Origin of the sequence: Kerstersia gyiorum, from assembly GCF_048595715.1 — a bacterium.
GTDB classification, from domain to species: domain Bacteria; phylum Pseudomonadota; class Gammaproteobacteria; order Burkholderiales; family Burkholderiaceae_B; genus Kerstersia; species Kerstersia gyiorum.
Genome location: NZ_CP169556.1, coordinates 3,716,500 through 3,730,958 on the forward strand (window position 1 = coordinate 3,716,500; position 14,459 = coordinate 3,730,958).

17 protein-coding genes are annotated in these 14,459 nt (G+C 63.3%); 15 read left to right on the top strand and 2 right to left on the bottom strand.

Features of this window, described 5'->3' with window-relative positions:
• The first annotated feature begins 61 nt into the window (after positions 1-61).
• The 3 genes from ACEW7X_RS16305 (at position 62) to ACEW7X_RS16315 (ending at position 3,169) form a co-directional block, all read left to right on the top strand.
• The gene (locus ACEW7X_RS16305) at positions 62-1,018 is read left to right on the top strand and encodes a hypothetical protein (RefSeq protein WP_420177438.1); all 957 of its coding nucleotides are present in this window, start codon (positions 62-64) and stop codon (positions 1,016-1,018) included.
• Positions 1,019-1,222: 204 nt separating this feature from the next.
• Positions 1,223-1,861: an OmpW/AlkL family protein gene (locus ACEW7X_RS16310; RefSeq protein WP_068373122.1), complete on the top strand. Its 639-nt coding sequence runs from the start codon at positions 1,223-1,225 to the stop codon at positions 1,859-1,861.
• 312 nt (positions 1,862-2,173) lie between these two features.
• Positions 2,174-3,169, top strand: a complete 996-nt coding sequence (locus ACEW7X_RS16315; protein ID WP_420177439.1) for a linear amide C-N hydrolase — start codon at positions 2,174-2,176, stop codon at positions 3,167-3,169.
• A gap of 85 nt (positions 3,170-3,254) precedes the next feature.
• On the opposite strand, the gene ACEW7X_RS16320 is transcribed toward ACEW7X_RS16315, so the two are convergent.
• Positions 3,255-3,644: an Hsp20/alpha crystallin family protein gene (locus ACEW7X_RS16320; RefSeq protein ID WP_420177440.1), complete on the bottom strand. Its 390-nt coding sequence runs from the start codon at positions 3,642-3,644 to the stop codon at positions 3,255-3,257.
• 25 nt (positions 3,645-3,669) lie between these two features.
• The gene (locus tag ACEW7X_RS16325) at positions 3,670-4,101 is read right to left on the bottom strand and encodes an Hsp20/alpha crystallin family protein (RefSeq protein WP_068373129.1); all 432 of its coding nucleotides are present in this window, start codon (positions 4,099-4,101) and stop codon (positions 3,670-3,672) included.
• 278 nt (positions 4,102-4,379) lie between these two features.
• Here ACEW7X_RS16325 and ACEW7X_RS16330 point away from each other — a divergent pair, with 278 nt between their 5' ends.
• The 12 genes from ACEW7X_RS16330 (at position 4,380) to ACEW7X_RS16385 (ending at position 14,410) form a co-directional block, all read left to right on the top strand.
• Positions 4,380-5,291, top strand: coding sequence for a DnaJ C-terminal domain-containing protein (locus ACEW7X_RS16330; RefSeq protein WP_068373132.1), 912 nt, complete (start codon positions 4,380-4,382; stop codon positions 5,289-5,291).
• Positions 5,292-5,624: 333 nt separating this feature from the next.
• Positions 5,625-6,464 carry an ABC transporter ATP-binding protein gene (locus ACEW7X_RS16335; protein ID WP_068373135.1) on the top strand — a complete coding sequence of 280 codons (840 nt, stop codon included), beginning with the start codon at positions 5,625-5,627 and terminating at the stop codon, positions 6,462-6,464.
• On the top strand, positions 6,461-7,246 hold the full coding sequence (gene mlaE / locus ACEW7X_RS16340; protein WP_068373138.1) for a lipid asymmetry maintenance ABC transporter permease subunit MlaE: 786 nt from the start codon (positions 6,461-6,463) through the stop codon (positions 7,244-7,246). The genes ACEW7X_RS16335 and mlaE overlap by 4 nt, the downstream gene beginning before the upstream one ends.
• Positions 7,247-7,264: 18 nt before the next feature.
• Positions 7,265-7,735, top strand: a complete 471-nt coding sequence (gene mlaD, locus ACEW7X_RS16345) for an outer membrane lipid asymmetry maintenance protein MlaD (RefSeq protein WP_068373141.1) — start codon at positions 7,265-7,267, stop codon at positions 7,733-7,735.
• Positions 7,732-8,541 carry an MlaA family lipoprotein gene (locus tag ACEW7X_RS16350; protein ID WP_068373144.1) on the top strand — a complete coding sequence of 270 codons (810 nt, stop codon included), beginning with the start codon at positions 7,732-7,734 and terminating at the stop codon, positions 8,539-8,541. Before mlaD ends, ACEW7X_RS16350 begins: the two co-directional genes overlap by 4 nt.
• A gap of 29 nt (positions 8,542-8,570) precedes the next feature.
• The gene (locus ACEW7X_RS16355) at positions 8,571-9,254 is read left to right on the top strand and encodes an MlaC/ttg2D family ABC transporter substrate-binding protein (RefSeq protein WP_127775714.1); all 684 of its coding nucleotides are present in this window, start codon (positions 8,571-8,573) and stop codon (positions 9,252-9,254) included.
• A gap of 8 nt (positions 9,255-9,262) precedes the next feature.
• Positions 9,263-10,060 (top strand): ABC transporter ATP-binding protein, encoded by a 798-nt coding sequence (locus ACEW7X_RS16360; RefSeq protein ID WP_068373147.1) that lies wholly within the window; start codon positions 9,263-9,265, stop codon positions 10,058-10,060.
• Complete coding sequence (locus ACEW7X_RS16365; RefSeq protein ID WP_068373150.1) at positions 10,057-10,848, top strand: ABC transporter permease; 792 nt, start codon at positions 10,057-10,059, stop codon at positions 10,846-10,848. The genes ACEW7X_RS16360 and ACEW7X_RS16365 overlap by 4 nt, the downstream gene beginning before the upstream one ends.
• 1 nt (position 10,849) lies before the next feature.
• Positions 10,850-11,101: a BolA family protein gene (locus tag ACEW7X_RS16370; RefSeq protein ID WP_068373153.1), complete on the top strand. Its 252-nt coding sequence runs from the start codon at positions 10,850-10,852 to the stop codon at positions 11,099-11,101.
• A 1-nt stretch (position 11,102) separates the two neighbouring features.
• A complete protein-coding gene (murA, locus tag ACEW7X_RS16375; protein WP_068373156.1) occupies positions 11,103-12,374 on the top strand; it encodes a UDP-N-acetylglucosamine 1-carboxyvinyltransferase in 1,272 nt (423 codons plus the stop codon).
• Complete coding sequence (gene hisG, locus ACEW7X_RS16380) at positions 12,371-13,054, top strand: ATP phosphoribosyltransferase (RefSeq protein WP_068373159.1); 684 nt, start codon at positions 12,371-12,373, stop codon at positions 13,052-13,054. Before murA ends, hisG begins: the two co-directional genes overlap by 4 nt.
• Before the next feature lie 273 nt (positions 13,055-13,327).
• On the top strand, positions 13,328-14,410 hold the full coding sequence (locus ACEW7X_RS16385; RefSeq protein WP_238591414.1) for a fatty acid desaturase: 1,083 nt from the start codon (positions 13,328-13,330) through the stop codon (positions 14,408-14,410).
• The last annotated feature ends 49 nt before the right edge of the window (positions 14,411-14,459 follow it).

Genomic DNA, 14,459 nt, shown 5'->3' on the forward strand with positions numbered 1-14,459 from the left:
GCGGCAGACAGGCGCAGTAACATAGCGCCTCTGCTGCCTCGATGGCCCGCCAGGACCTGCCATGACTGCCTGTCACTCTGTGCTCTCCACGACTGTCTTCTTACCCTATGCTCGCCTGATCGCCGGTCTGCTGCTGCCCCTGGGGATGATCCCTATGCCAGCGCACGCCGAATTCAGCCCGCCTGCCGAAGCGTTCCAGGGCATGCCGGCCAGTGATGCCATGGCAAACCTGCCCCTGGCCATCGAAATTCTTTCCATCCTGCTTTCGCGGCCTGACAGCATTTTCAAGGCCAAGGACGCAACAGGCTGCGCGTTCGAACCCGAGGCCGCCAGGCGCGCGGTGCTGGGCCCGCAAACCGTGGCCGCGCTGGAAGAAGAAACGCGTAACCACGGTACCGAGACCGAAACCCTGGCAGGCCAGCTGATCCTGGTAGGCAGCCCCTGCCCCAAGCAGGCGTTGCTGACCGGCCTGACCGAGTACATCTGGACCGATGAAAGCCGCCTGACCATGGGCAACCTGGTCACCCTGCTGCACACGCAACAGCGCGGCACGGCCCGCTATGACGCCCAGGGCAATCCCAGCCGCATCCTGAACATCATCGAGGCCTCTTACTCCCAACTGTTCGAACGTCAGCCCTCCGGCGAGCTGGTTTCCACGGCGCTGCCCGGCCGGCCGCAAGGCCAGGGCGCCTTCAGCATCACTTACGGCCGGGGCGCCATGGGGCAATCCGACGACGTGCAGGTCACCTTTACGCTGATCGACACCGCGCCGTCGCTGACACCTGCGATGCCGCCGTTGCGCAGCAGTGTTGCGATCACCCGCTACACCCAGGAGGGTGAAGTGCTGGAGCTGTACATGAACAACCGCTTGCACATGCGTTCGCCCATGAACAAGCAACAGCAGGTCCATGGCTGGTACGAGATGTTCGGCGACACCGGCAGCCTTGCCTCACGCCCGCTGCGGCAGTGCTACCAGAACGGCCTGCCCGCCGCAGACTCGGCCTGCGCCGGCCAATAACCGCGTGCACGCCAGTGCCGCCGCCCACGACCGCACTGGCGATGAGGTACGGAAGCAACACCTGAGGACACATTCACACAGGAAAACGTCCCCTCTCCGGAAAAACCCCGATTCCTTGCGAAACATCAAATCCCGCGCTGCGGGAAAAAGGCATGCTGGGAGTGTGGTTTTTACATCGCAATGATCAAATTCTGGAGAAGTCAGATGAGCATCCGCACCCTCAAGCCTATGGCCGCCCTGTTGCTGGGCGCCGGCCTGCTGGCATCGCCCCTGGCCCACGCCTACGAAGAAGGCGATTGGCTGTTGAAAGTCGGCGTCAGCCATGTGCACCCCAAATCGAATAACGGCGACATTCTGGATGGCGCTGCCAAACTGAACGTCGGCAACAGCACCCGCCCCAGCTTCAGCGTCACCTACATGGCCACCCGCAATATCGGTGTCGAACTGCTGGGCGCCATCCCTTTCAGCCACGACATCAATGCTGACGGCGCCGTCAACGGCTACATCGGCAAGACCAAGCACCTGCCGCCCACGCTGAGCCTGCAATGGCACTTCCTGCCGGATTCCACCGTGCAGCCGTATGTCGGCGTCGGCCTGAACTACACCACCTTCTTCGACACCAAGGCGCGCGGCGATATCGCCGGCAACAAGCTGCGCCTGAGCGATTCCTGGGGTGTCGCAGCCCAGGTCGGCGTGGACGTGGCGCTCGACAAGAACTGGTTCATCAACGCCGACGTGCGCTACATCGACATCAGCTCGAATGTGAAGCTCAACGGCGAGAAGATCGGCAAGGCCAAGATCGACCCGTGGGTCGGCACCATCGCTGTCGGCTACCGCTTCTAAGGCAGTTCCGGCCCGCTGCCGCCAAACCCCTGGCGGCCGCTCCACCAGCCAGCAGGCGCCGGCGTCCGCCAGGACGTCCGGCGCCTTCGTCATTGCACCTTTGTCATTCCTTCACGCTCACCGCCGGCCGGCCGCGCTGCCAGGCCGCTACACTGGCGCCAGCAGCCGCTGCCGCGCCAGCAGGGAACAATCACGGCACCGTCACGTTGCCACCTATTTCTGGTAAAACACAGCAGCATACCCAGGCGTCATTCCGGCGCTTGCACTGTCAACCCGAACCCGCGTGTTCCTCTCCTGCGAGCCACTCCATCCATGTGCACACGAATCGTCTATCACGGTAATCAAGGCCAGGTTTTCACCGCCCGCTCCATGGACTGGAAGTCCGACATGCATACCAACCTGTGGGTACTGCCGCGTGGCATCGAGCGCAGCGGCAATTGCGGCCCCGACAGCCTGAGCTGGACCGCAAAGTACGGCAGTGTCGTCGCCACCGGCTATGACATTTCCACGACGGATGGCGTGAACGAGGCCGGCCTGTCGGTGAACCTGCTGTGGCTGGCTGAATCCCAGTATCCCAGCCCCGACCCCACGCACCCGCTGCTGACGATCGCCGCCTGGGCGCAATACGTGCTGGACCTGTTCGGCAACGTGGCCGAAGCCATCGACGCCCTGGCGCGGCAGCCATTCTCGCTGGTAACTTCCAATATCCCTGGCGAGGCACGCCTCACGACCCTGCACATGTCCTTGTCGGACAGCAGCGGCGACAGCGCCATCGTCGAATACATCGACGGCAAGCAGGTCATCCATCACAACCGCGACTACCAGGTCATGACCAACTCGCCGACCTACGACGAACAACTGGCGCTGAACAAATACTGGGAATCCATCGGCGGCACCATCATGTTGCCGGGCACCAACCGTGCGGCAGACCGCTTCGCCCGCGCGCAGTTCTATATCAATGCAGTAGAAAAACAGGACGACCCGGACATGGCGCTGGCCAGCGTGCTGAGCGTGATCCGCAACGCGTCCGTGCCCTTCGGCCTGAGCACGCCCGACCAGCCCAATATTTCCTCGACACGCTGGCGTACTGTGGTCGACCACAAGCGGCTGCGCTATTACTTCGAATCCGCCACCACGCCGAACGTCTTCTGGGTGGACGTCAGCAAACTGGACTTCTCGCCCACTGGCGCAGGCGTGCGCAAGCTGGAACTGGGCCTGAACCAGCGCAATATTTTCCATGGCGAGGTCAATGAAAACTTCGTGGCGGCGCCGCCCTTCCATTTCCTGGGCATTCCCGCCACGCACTAAGCCCCGCAACCAGGCCCCGGCCTGGGCGCCACGCAAAAAAAGAGCCAGGGCGCACCCTGGCTCTTTTCACGTGGGCAGGCCCGGATCAGCCGACCTGGATCTCCACCTTGCGCGGCTGGGCATGCTCCGCCTTCGGGATGCGCAGCTGCAGCACGCCGGCCTCGAACGAGGCCTGCACCTTGTCGGCATCGAGCTCGCGCGACAAGGTAAAGGCGCGGCGGTAGTTCTGCGCGTTCACTTCCACGTGCGTGGCCACCGCCCCTTCGGCCAGCGCCAGCGCAATGTTGCCCTCTATCGTCAGCGTATCGCCATCCACATGCAGGTTCAGGCCTTCCTTGGTCACGCCCGGCAGGTCTGCGTACAGGGTGATGCCACCGGCATCCTCCACTACGTCCACGGCAGGCACCAGATAGTGCTTGTCATTGCGGGCAACCGGCTCGGCAGCAGCGGGTTTGGTCACATTGGCTTCACTCATGGCATTCTCCTTTTTTCTGTCCGGCTCACTGGATGGCGATACGACGCGGCTGCGCAGCTTCCTTGCGCGGGATATGCAAGCTCAGCACGCCATCGCGATAGCTGGCCTGCACGCCTTGCGCCTCGACATCGTCAGGCAGGCTGACGACACGACGGAAACGTCCGGCAAAACGCTCATCCACATGCAATGTGGCCTGTTCCGGCACCTCGCGCGGTGCGCGCTCACCGGAGATCGTCAGCACCCCTTTTTCAATTTGCACGTCCAGGTCCTTGGCCTCGACGCCGGGGACGAACACATGAATGTCAACGGCCTTCGGACTGGTGGCGATATTCAAGCCCGGATAACCTTTGGCCCCGCCACGGATACTGTGCGAACCATCGAAGGCCTGCTGCATGGCGCGCTGCAGGCGATCCAGTTCCGCGAAAACATCGCGGGGAAACAGCGAACGGTAAGACATGGTCATTCTCCTGTCAGGTCTGCGGGCCATGGCCTGGCCGGCCTGGATGGCGCCGCTTGCCAGCGACCGGCGGGCCGTCTGGCAGACTGCATTCACACCGCGCGGCGAGGCTGGCCGGCACGGTACCGATTAGCAAGCAGCGGTGCCGCCCAAGCCGCACCACAGTGCCTCATGACCGTTATATAGGGTGGCCTTTTCTTAGTTTCAAGGGCTTGATATCAAAGACTTTGCCCCCATAAGAGGGATAACATCATGCATCCTTTCCATGAGGAAGAAATATGGAATACAGGGACTACTACGCCACCCTTGGCGTATCCCGGGACGCAAGCGCAGAAGACATCAAGAAAGCCTTTCGCAAACTGGCGCGCAAATACCATCCGGACGTTTCCAAGGAAGCGGACGCAGCGCAGCGCATGAGCGAGGTCAATGAAGCCTATACGGTGCTCTCCGATCCCGAGAAACGCAGTGCTTACGACCAGCTTGGCCGCAGCCAGGCCGACGGCTCGTTCCGTCCTCCGCCAGGCTGGGGCCAGGGCAGCCATTTCAATTTCAACCAGCAGGGCGATTTCGATGCCTCCGGCTTTTCCGATTTCTTTTCGGAACTGTTCGGGCGCATGGGCGGCGGCGCGGGCGCGTCGGGCTTTCGCCAAACCCGTCGTTCCGGGCGTGGCGAAGACATGCGTGCCCGCGTCGTGCTGGGCATAGAAGACACCTTCACCGGCGCCACCCGCCAGTTGTCGCTGCGTTCCAGTCAAGGCGAACGCACCTTCGAGGTCAAGATTCCGAAAGGCGTTCAGGCCGGCCAGGTGATCCGCCTGGCCGGGCAAGGTGAACCCGGGCCTGCCGGTCCGGGAGACTTGCTGCTGGAAGTATCGTTCCAGCCCCATCCGCGCTATCGCGTGGAAGGCAAGGACATCACCATGACGCTGCCCGTTACCCCCTGGGAAGCAGCCCTGGGCGCCGTCGTGCCCGTGCGCCTGCCCGACCGCACCATCAAGGTACGGATTCCTGCCGGCGCCCAGAACGGCCGCCAGCTGTCGGTCAAGGCGCATGGCATTCCGGGCAAGCCTCCCGGCGACCTGACCCTGGACATCCAGGTCGTGCTGCCGCCCGCGGATACGCCCACGGCCAAGGCCCTGTACGAACAGATGGCCAAGGAGCTGGCTTTCGACCCGCGCAGCGAGGCCTGATTCGGCGGCGACCGCCCCTATCTGGGGCCCTGTCACGCCCTTCTGGCCCCTTCCCGCCGCCGGCCCGGAGCCACCGCGCCGGCGGCGCCATTTCCATCCTCGGCAGTACAGTTGCTGGGTTGCCAGGCGGTCCGCGCCGGGCGGACGGCATTTGTTTCAAGCCGTCACAAGCATTGCGCCTGACGTGGCAGGCCGCCGCAGAAGCAGCGCCATGCCTGGGCTGCCGGGGCTTGCGGCAAATGCAACAAGCCTGCAATTCCTTCCCGCCCCGCGCCCGCCGCGCGGGCAACAGCCGGGATACAATGCGACTTTTGCCCTTCTTCCCTTTCCCCCATGCCGCACGCCGACACCTTGCCCAAGACTGCCGCGCCTGTCCTGCATTTCGATGATGCAGCGCTGGGCTACGGCGACTTCACCGTGTTGCGCGGTATTTCCATGCAGGTGATGCCCGGTCAAGTCGTCGCCATCATGGGCGGCTCGGGCTCGGGAAAAACCACCCTGCTACGCGCCGCTACCGGACAGCTGCTGGCCCAGCGCGGCACCGTCACGGTCTTCGGCCGCGACATGGGCGCAGTCAGCGACCGCGAACGCGAAACCCTGCGCAAGCGCATGGGCGTGCTGTTCCAGCAGGGCGCGCTGTTCACGGACCTGAACGTCTTCGAAAACGTCGCCTTCCCGCTGCGCGAACACACCAGCCTGAAGGAATCCGAGATCACCGAGAAAGTCCTCGACAAGCTCGACGCCGTCGGCCTGCGTACCGCCGCCCATCTGCGGGTCAACGCCATTTCCGGCGGCATGGCCAGGCGGGTGGCGCTGGCCCGGGCCATCGTCCTCGAGCCTGAACTGATTCTCTACGACGAACCTTTCGCCGGGCTGGACCCTATTTCCCTGGGCGTCACCGCACGCCTGATCCGCGACCTGGCCGACCGGCTGCGTTGCGCGTCCGTGCTGATCACCCACGATGTGCAAGAGTCCTTCGCCATTGCCGACCAGGTTTACCTCGTCGGCCAGGGCGAACTCAAGGCTTCCGGTACGCCGGAAACCCTGGCAGCCTCGGACGACCCCTATGTGTGCCAGTTCCTGACCGGCGCGCCGGATGGCCCGGTGGCCTTCCAGTACCCCAGCACGCCCGCTTTCGAGGCCTGGCTGGCGCAGCAAGGAAAACGCGCATGAATCCCTATCACACCATCGCCGGCCTGGGCGCCTGGATACGCGCGAAAATTACCGGTCTGGGCCTGTTCACCCGCTTTTTCGGCCAGGTGCTGGGCCAAAGCGGCATTGCCGTGCAGCGCCCGCGCCTGGTTGGCCAGCAAGTCCATTTCATCGGCAACCACTCCCTGCTGATCATCGCCGTCTCCGGCCTGTTTGTCGGCTTCGTACTGGGCCTGCAGGGTTTCTACACCCTGAGTATCTATGGCGCGGAAGATGCGCTGGGCCTGCTGGTTGCCCTGTCCCTGACGCGCGAACTCGGCCCGGTTGTCACCGCGCTGCTCTATGCTGGCCGCGCCGGTACGGCGCTGACGGCGGAAATCGGCCTGATGAAGGCTGGCGAACAGCTCGCCGCCATGGAAGTCATGGCTGTCAACCCGATCCGCCGGGTATTGGTGCCGCGTTTCTGGGGCGGCTTCATTTCCATGCCGGTACTGGCGACGATTTTCTCGGCGGTCGGCATCCTCGGCGGCTGGCTGGTTGGTGTCCCCATGATAGGTGTGGACAACGGCACCTATTGGTCACAGATGCAAAACGGGGTCGATATCTGGCAGGATATCGGCAACGGTTTCGTCAAAAGCGTGGTGTTCGGCATCGCCACCACACTGATCGCGCTGTACCAGGGCTGGCAGGCAAAAGCCACCCCCGAAGGCGTGGCCCAGGCCACCACGCGCACCGTTGTAGTCAGCTCCCTGGTCGTGCTGGGCCTGGATTTCCTGCTGACCGCACTCATGTTTGGCAATTGATACGATACGGATTCCCTCATGTCGCAAGAAAAAAATGATTTCTGGGTCGGCCTGTTTGTGCTGCTGGGCATCCTGGCGCTGGCCTTCCTCGCCCTGCGTGCCGGCAACCTGAGCACGTTCTCGTTCAAGCCCACCTACGAAATCACGGCCAATTTCGACAACATCGGCGGCCTCAAACCCCGTGCGCCCGTCAAAAGCGCGGGCGTGGTGGTGGGCCGGGTGAACAGCATCCACCTGAATCCCAAGACCTACGAAGCCATCGTTTCCATGGATATGCAGGAGGGATTCCGCTTCCCGCTGGATTCCTCCGCCAAGATCCTGACGTCCGGGCTGCTGGGCGAGCAGTACATCGGCCTGGAAGCCGGTGGCGACACCGAAGAAATCCCCAACGGCGGTGAAATCATGTTCACCCAGAGCGCCGTCGTCCTGGAAACCCTGATCAGCAAATTCCTGTACAACACCGCCGACAAGCAAGGCAGCGAAAAATGAATACGCAACAACGCCCTGGCCGTCAATGGCTGCGCCCGACCTTGCTTGCCTCCAGCCTGGTGCTGACCGGCTGTGCCACTGTCACCAACCCCGATCCGCGCGACCCCTTCGAAAGCTTCAACCGCGGCGTCTACCAGTTCAATGACGCCGTCGACACTGTGGTCCTGGAACCGCTGGCGACGCTGTACACCACGATCACGCCGCGTCCGGTACGCAGCTGCATCGGCAATATCTTCAACAACATCAGCGATGTCTGGTCTGCGATCAACAGCCTGGCCCAAGGCCGTGGCCACGATTTCATCAACACGCTGGGCCGCGTAATGTTCAACACCACCGTGGGCGTGGGCGGCTGTTTCGACGTCGCCACCGCCAACGGTGCATACCGCATCCGCAATGACTTCGGCACCACCCTGGGTGTCTGGGGCCTGGGCCATGGCCCGTACATCGTGCTGCCCATCTTCGGCCCGAGCTCGCTGCGCGACGGCACCGGCATGGCTGTGCGCGGCGTGGCCAAGCTGGACATCGCCACGGCGGTTGATAACGTCCGCCTGCGCAACATCGCCTGGGGCCTGGAAGGCCTGGATACCCGCGCTTCACTGCTGGATGCCACGCGCACCGTACAGGCAACCGCGCTCGACCAGTACTCTTTCGTCCGCGACGCCTACTTCCAGAACCGCAATGCACTGCTGCGGCAGAAGCAACGCCCGTTCGGCGCCGACGATGACGAAGACCTGCCAGACTACGAAGACGATCTGCCGGATTATGACGACCCGGGCGAAGAAGCCCTGGTCGATACCACCCCTTGAACCCGCTGCAATAGGTAACCGCCATGACCATGACCGCCACCTGCCATACGGAACACGCCGCTACGCTGGGCCACCGCGCGGCGGCCCTGATCCAGCGCTTCGCACTCTCGTGCGCGCTGCTGCTGGGCGCCGCCGCCACCGCGTCGGCGGCCGATATCAACCGCCAGGCCGAACCCAATGAGTTCGTCGAGCAAGTCGCCCTGCAGGCGCTGGACGTCCTCAAGCAGGACGAAGGCGCCCTGCGCGGCGATATCTCTGCCGTGAACCGCATCGTCGACCAGTACGTACTGCCCTACGTGGACTTCCAGCGCACCACGCGCCTGGCCGCCGGCAAATACTGGCGCGAAGCCACGCCGCAGCAACGTGAAGCGCTGGCCGACGCATTCCGCGGCACGCTCATTCGTACCTACAGCGGCGCGCTCAGCCAGGTGGACAACACCACCAAGGTTGCCATGATGCCCTTCCGCGGCGACGCCACCAAGAATGATGTCGTTGTCCGTTCGCGCATCACCCCGCATCGCGGCGCCGAGCCAGTGCAGGTGGATTACCGCCTGAATCGCGCCGCAGACGGCTGGATCATCTACGACCTCAACGTCGAAGGCATCTGGCTGATCGAGAACTACCGCAACCAGTTCGCCCAGGAAATCGCCAAGAGCGGCATGGACGGCCTGATCCAGGCCCTGCAGCAGCGCAATACCTCATCGGAGTCCTGATCCTTTCCATGTCTGCCGTTCTTATCGACCACGTTTCAAAGATCTACCCGCCGCGCGAAACCTCCTGGCGCGATTGGTTCAGCAAGCGCGAAGCCCGACCGGGCTTCCCCGCGCTGAACGATGTCAGCCTGAGCATCGAACCCGGGGAATTTTTCGGCCTGCTGGGACCGAACGGCGCAGGCAAGACCACACTGATTTCCATTCTGGCCGGCTTGAGCTACGCCACCAGCGGCAAAGCCTCGATCTGCGGCTATGACGTGCGCACCCAGTACCAGGACGCACGCCGCGCCCTGGGCGTCGTGCCGCAGGAACTGGTCTATGACCCTTTTTTCACGGTGCGTGAAACCCTGCGCATCCAGTCGGGCTATTTCGGCCTGCGCAACAATGACGACTGGATCGACGAGATCCTGTTCAACCTGGGCCTGTCCGATAAGGCCGACAGCAACATGCGGGCGCTGTCCGGCGGCATGAAACGCCGCGTGCTGGTGGCCCAGGCACTGGTGCACCGGCCGCCGGTCATCATCCTCGATGAACCCACCGCCGGCGTCGACGTGGACCTGCGCCGCACGCTGTGGGAATTCATTTCGCGGCTGAACCGCGAGGGCCATACCATCCTGCTGACCACGCACTACCTGGAAGAAGCCCAGGAACTGTGCGGCCGCATCGCCATGCTGCGGCGTGGCCGCCTGATGGCCCTGGATACGACGGAAGCGCTGCTGGCCAACGCCGGCGGCGGCGACCTTGAAGACGCTTTCATGCGCATCATGCAGCTTGAAGAGCCGCTGGCTCCCCGCATCGCCATATGACCACCCCGAAAACCGTTATTCCGCAGCCCGCCGGCTCCGGGTTCCCCACCCTGTTGCGCAAGGAAGTCATGCGCTTCGTCAAGGTCGGGTTCCAGACCATCGCCGCACCAGTGCTGACCGCACTGCTGTATCTGGTCGTCTTTGCCCAGGTCCTGCAGAACCGCGTGCATGTCTACGGCGAAATCCCCTACATCACCTTCCTGGTACCGGGGCTGATGATGATGAGCATGTTGCAGAATGCCTTCGCCAATCCGTCTTCGTCGCTGATCCAGAGCCGCATCACCGGCAACCTGGTGTTCATCCTGCTGCCGCCGATTTCGCACCGGGAAATTTTCTGGGCCTACCTCCTGGCCGCCATCGCGCGCGGCCTGCTGGTGGGCCTGTGCGTCGGCCTGGTCGCTGCAGCCATTGCCGGCCTGCAGGTGCAGCAGCCGCTCTGGGTGCTGGTGTTCGCCGTCCTGGCCTGCGGCATCATGGGCGTGCTGGGCATCATTGCCGGCCTCTGGTCAGAGAAATTCGACCAGCTGGCTGCCTTCCAGAACTTCCTGATCCTGCCCGCCACCTTCCTGTCCGGCGTGTTCTACTCCATACACTCCCTGCCGGCGTTCTGGCAGCAGGTATCGCACTGGAACCCGGTGTTCTATGCGATTGACGGCTTCCGCTACGGCTTTTTCTCGCTGTCTGATGCCTCGCCCTGGCACAGCCTGGCCGTCGTCGGCGGCGTTTTCATCGTTTTGGCGCTCTATGCGCAGTGGCTGCTCGCCCGCGGCTACAAATTGAGGTCTTGATATGTCCCTGCCCACCCCGGAACAGGTCCGGCAATACATCACCGACGGCCTGTCCTGTACGCACATCGAAGTCAGCGGCGATGGCTCGCACTTCGACGCCGTCATCGTCAGCGAAGCCTTCGCAGGCAAGCGCCTGATCGCCCGCCACCAGCTCGTCTACGCGGCGCTGGGCACGCGCATGCATGCTGAAATCCACGCACTGTCGATGAGCACACTGACTCCCCAGGAATACGCATCCCGCCAGGCGAACTGACATGGACAAACTCCGAATCACAGGCGGTACCCGGCTGCAAGGCGAAATCACGATTTCCGGCGCGAAGAACGCCGCGCTGCCCATTCTCTGCGCCAGTCTGCTGACGGCAGATACCCTCACGCTGCACAATGTGCCGGCGCTCAATGACATCAGCACCACGCTGAAGCTGCTCAACCGCCTGGGCGTGCGCACCACGCACGATCCAGCCGCCAGTACCGTCACACTGAACGCCGGTGAAATCACCAGCCTGGAAGCGCCCTATGAACTGGTCAAGACCATGCGCGCCTCCATCCTGGTGCTGGGCCCGCTGCTGACGCGCTTCGGCGAAGCCCGTGTCAGCCTGCCCGGCGGCTGCGCCATCGGCCAGCGGCCAGTGGACCAGCACATCAAGGGGCTGGCCGCGCTGGGCGCAGACATCAGCATCGAAAAAGGTTTCGTGGTCGCCCGCGCCTCGCGCCTGAAGGGCACTACGGTCCGCACCGACATGGTGACGGTCACTGGCACCGAGAACCTGCTGATGGCGGCCGTGCTGGCCGAAGGCCGCACCATTCTGGAAAATGCCGCACGCGAACCTGAAATCGTGGATCTCGCCGAGCTGCTCATCAAAATGGGCGCCCGCATCAGCGGCCACGGCACCGACCGCATCGTCATCGACGGCGTGGAAAAACTGCATGGCGCCACACACAGCATTTCCCCGGACCGCATCGAGGCCGGCAGCTTCCTGTGCGCCGTCGCCGCCACCGGTGGCGATGTCATGCTGCGCGGCACGGCCGCCGACGCCATGGGCGCCACACTGGACAAACTGACCGAAGCCGGCCTGGCGCTGGAAACCGGCACCGACTGGATCCGTGCCCGCATGGAGCGGCGCCCCACTGCCGTCAGCGTGCGCACCCTGGAATATCCCGGCTTCGCAACCGACATGCAGGCGCAGATCATGGCGCTCAATACGGTTGCCAACGGCACGGCCGTCATCGTTGAGACCATCTTCGAAAACCGCTACATGCACGTGCAGGAGTTGTGCCGCCTGGGCGCCAACATCGACATCGACGGCCATACCGCCGTGGTGCACGGCGTCGAACGCCTCTCAGGCGCCAATGTCATGGCCACCGACCTGCGCGCCTCGGCCGGACTGGTCATCGCCGGCCTGGCCGCCGAAGGCGAAACCATCATCGACCGCATCTACCACCTGGATCGCGGCTACGAGAAAATGGAAAGAAAACTCAGTATGCTGGGCGCCAATATCCAGCGCCTCAGCAGCAAGGAAGCAGCATGACCCAGGCAGCCAACCCGTCCACCGAGACCCTGACACTGGCCCTGTCCAAAGGACGCATTTTCGAGGAAACCCTGCCCCTGCTGGCGGCCGCCGGCGTGGAAGTCACGGAAGACCCCGAAAAATCCCGCAAGCTCATCCTGCCCACCAGCGATCCCGCCCTGCGGCTGCTGATCGTGCGTGCGTCCGATGTCCCGACCTATGTCCAATATGGCGCGGCCGATTTCGGCATCGCCGGCAAGGACGTGCTGTACGAGCACAGCGCCCATGATGAAGGCGGCGGCCTGTACCAGCCCATCGACCTGAACATCGCGCGCTGCAAGCTCTGCGTGGCCGTCCGCCAGGATTTCGACTACGCAGCGGCCATCCACCCTGGCGCCCGCCTGCGCGTGGCCACCAAGTATGTCCAGGCCGCCCGTGAGCACTTTGCCGCCAAGGGCATGCACGTGGACATCATCAAACTCTACGGCTCGATGGAACTCGCGCCGCTGGTCGGCCTGGCCGACGCCATCGTCGACCTGGTATCCACCGGCGGCACGCTGCGTGCCAACAACCTGGTTGCAGTAGAAGACGTCATGCCGATATCCTCGCGCCTGATCGTCAACCGCGCCTCGCTCAAAACCCGGGGCGCCCGGCTGCAACCCCTGCTGGATGCCTTCGCGCACGCCAGCCTGCCGGCCTGAACCCCATCCACGCCTACCGCCCCCGTCCAACGGGACGAGCAGGCGTGGAATACCATCCCAGCTTTCAGCTTTTCGACAGGAAACAACCGTACAGCGTACAATGGGGCCCGTTGCCGGCCGCCTCGGGTTGACATGTAACGGTCATTTACGACTGTTATCTTCTCCTGTCACATGGCCGGCATTCGTCCAGGAGACAGGCGCGCCCAGTATCGGCGCGGCGCCATCGCGCATACCAGGTCTTCTGCCTGTTTCTTTTTTTTCTGCAAGCAGCCTGTGACCGCAACAAATACGACGCCCCTGGCACCCGACGAACCGCTCCCGCACCGCAAGATCATCCGTAGCTGGACGACCCCCTTCGCCAAGCGCTCCACCGCGTTTGCGCTACTTCTTACTGTTTTCGAATTCCTCATCTACGGCCTGGCGATCGCCTCCACGGTGTGGTTCGAAAACCCCATCATGAAGATCGTGATGGGCATGGTGACCGGTTTCATCATCGGCCGCCTGTTCATCCTGGGACACGACGCCTGCCACCAATCCTTCACTGACCACCGTCGCCTGAACCGCTGGCTGGGACGCCTGCTGTTCCTGCCGTCGCTGACCCCCTACAGCCTGTGGGACGTCGGCCATAACGTGGTGCACCACGGCTATTCCAACCTCAAGGGTTTCGACTTCGTCTGGTGCCCCAAGACAGTCGAGGAATACAAGGCCATGAGCCGCGGCCAGCGCATCCTCGAACGCCTGTACCGCAGCGGCTGGTGCCCGTGGCTCTACTACCTGGTGGAAACCTGGTGGCGCCGCATGTATTTCCCCAGCAGGAAGGAAATGCCGACGCGCCGGCGCGTCTTCATCCTGGACGGCATTCTCGTCACCGTGGCCGCCGCCCTATGGATCGGCGCGCTGGTCTGGGCCGCCATCGCCACCCAGCAATCCGTGTGGCTCACGCTGTTCGCCGGCTTTGTCGTCCCGTTCATCTTCTGGAACGGCATGATCGGCATGGTGATTTACATCCAGCACACCCATCCGGAAATCGAGTGGTACGAAAACAAGGAAGAATGGGCCGCCTCGCAGCCCTTCGTTTCCACCACCGTCCACCTGACCTTCAAGTATTTCGGCCGGCGCCTGCTGCATAACATCATGGTCCATACCGCGCACCACGTGGACATGAGCATCCCGCTGTACCGCCTGCCCGAAGCCCAGAAACGCCTGGAAGAGATGCTGCCCGGCCGCATTGTCATCCAGTACTTCTCCTGGCGCTGGTACTTCAAGTGCGCACGCCACTGCAAGCTGTACGACTACGCCAACAAACGCTGGCTGGACTTCAAGGGCGCGCCACAACCTGCCTTTGACGCAAAATAAACGCCCAACTTGCTCCCAAGCGCCGCAGCGCCTGCCGCTGCGGCTTATA